The organism is Mesorhizobium sp. M8A.F.Ca.ET.021.01.1.1 (assembly GCF_003998025.1).
GTDB lineage: Bacteria > Pseudomonadota > Alphaproteobacteria > Rhizobiales > Rhizobiaceae > Mesorhizobium.
This window is the reverse complement of the sequence record NZ_RZSJ01001035.1, coordinates 1-762: the sequence shown is the minus strand read 5'-3', so window position 1 is coordinate 762 and position 762 is coordinate 1. Positions and strand designations below refer to the sequence as shown.

Here is a 762-nt window from a genome sequence, read left to right as displayed (position 1 = left end):
GGTCGAAAACCCCGTGGATCAGCCGCGAAACCAGCCGCTGATCCTTTTCGCGCCACAGCGACGGGAAGGAAAACCCCTTGAGTTCGCGGCCGTAGCAGGCGCAGAGCCTGGTGCCGGCCAGACGAAACACGGGCTGACCACGCGTGTCCCTTTCCAGGATGAACGTATCGGCCAGCAGCGACTTGATGTCGGCCGGCTCGACTTCCGATCGCTTCGGAGCGGGGCGTCCGTCACGCAGGCGGTTCCAATAGTGGAACAGCGTGATCGATCCGTTTTGGTTCATACTAAAAAGCTCCGCGCATTCTGTCGTCTGATGTCCCATCGGTGAACAGAAGGGCGCCCTCCGATGACCTACATGCGTTCCGGAGCAGGAAGCGTGCCAGCGTCGTTAACACTTGTTCACGGGTCGGGGCCGTTAAGGTTAACAAGTGGTTTACGTTGCGCCCTGGCGAGCCGCGTGGCACACCAAAACCACTCCAGAAGCGGTCGTTTCGCGACGATCGGCAGCACTTCAGTCAAGAGTTTTAGGGGAGCAGGGGGCTCGACCGGCCGTTCAAGGGAAACCTTGGACGGCTTCTTTTTTGATTCGCACCTGTGATTCGGAGCGGGACGATTCGCCATTTGCGGTTCCATCGGCGGTGATCTAGATGCTGGCCAGGCCGAACCAGCCCCAGACCGAACCGGCCCCGGACTGAACCAGCATCGAGTGCGATTGCAGATGAATGAACCGCAAAATCCGTCCCAGCCCGAACCGGCCGAAGC

1 protein-coding gene is annotated in these 762 nt (G+C 60.1%); it reads right to left on the bottom strand.

The features are described from left to right. A partial coding sequence (locus EOA36_RS36415) for a PAS domain-containing protein (protein WP_127281314.1) occupies nucleotides 1-283 on the bottom strand: 283 nt, incomplete at its 3' end. Nucleotides 284-762: the final 479 nt, after the last annotated feature.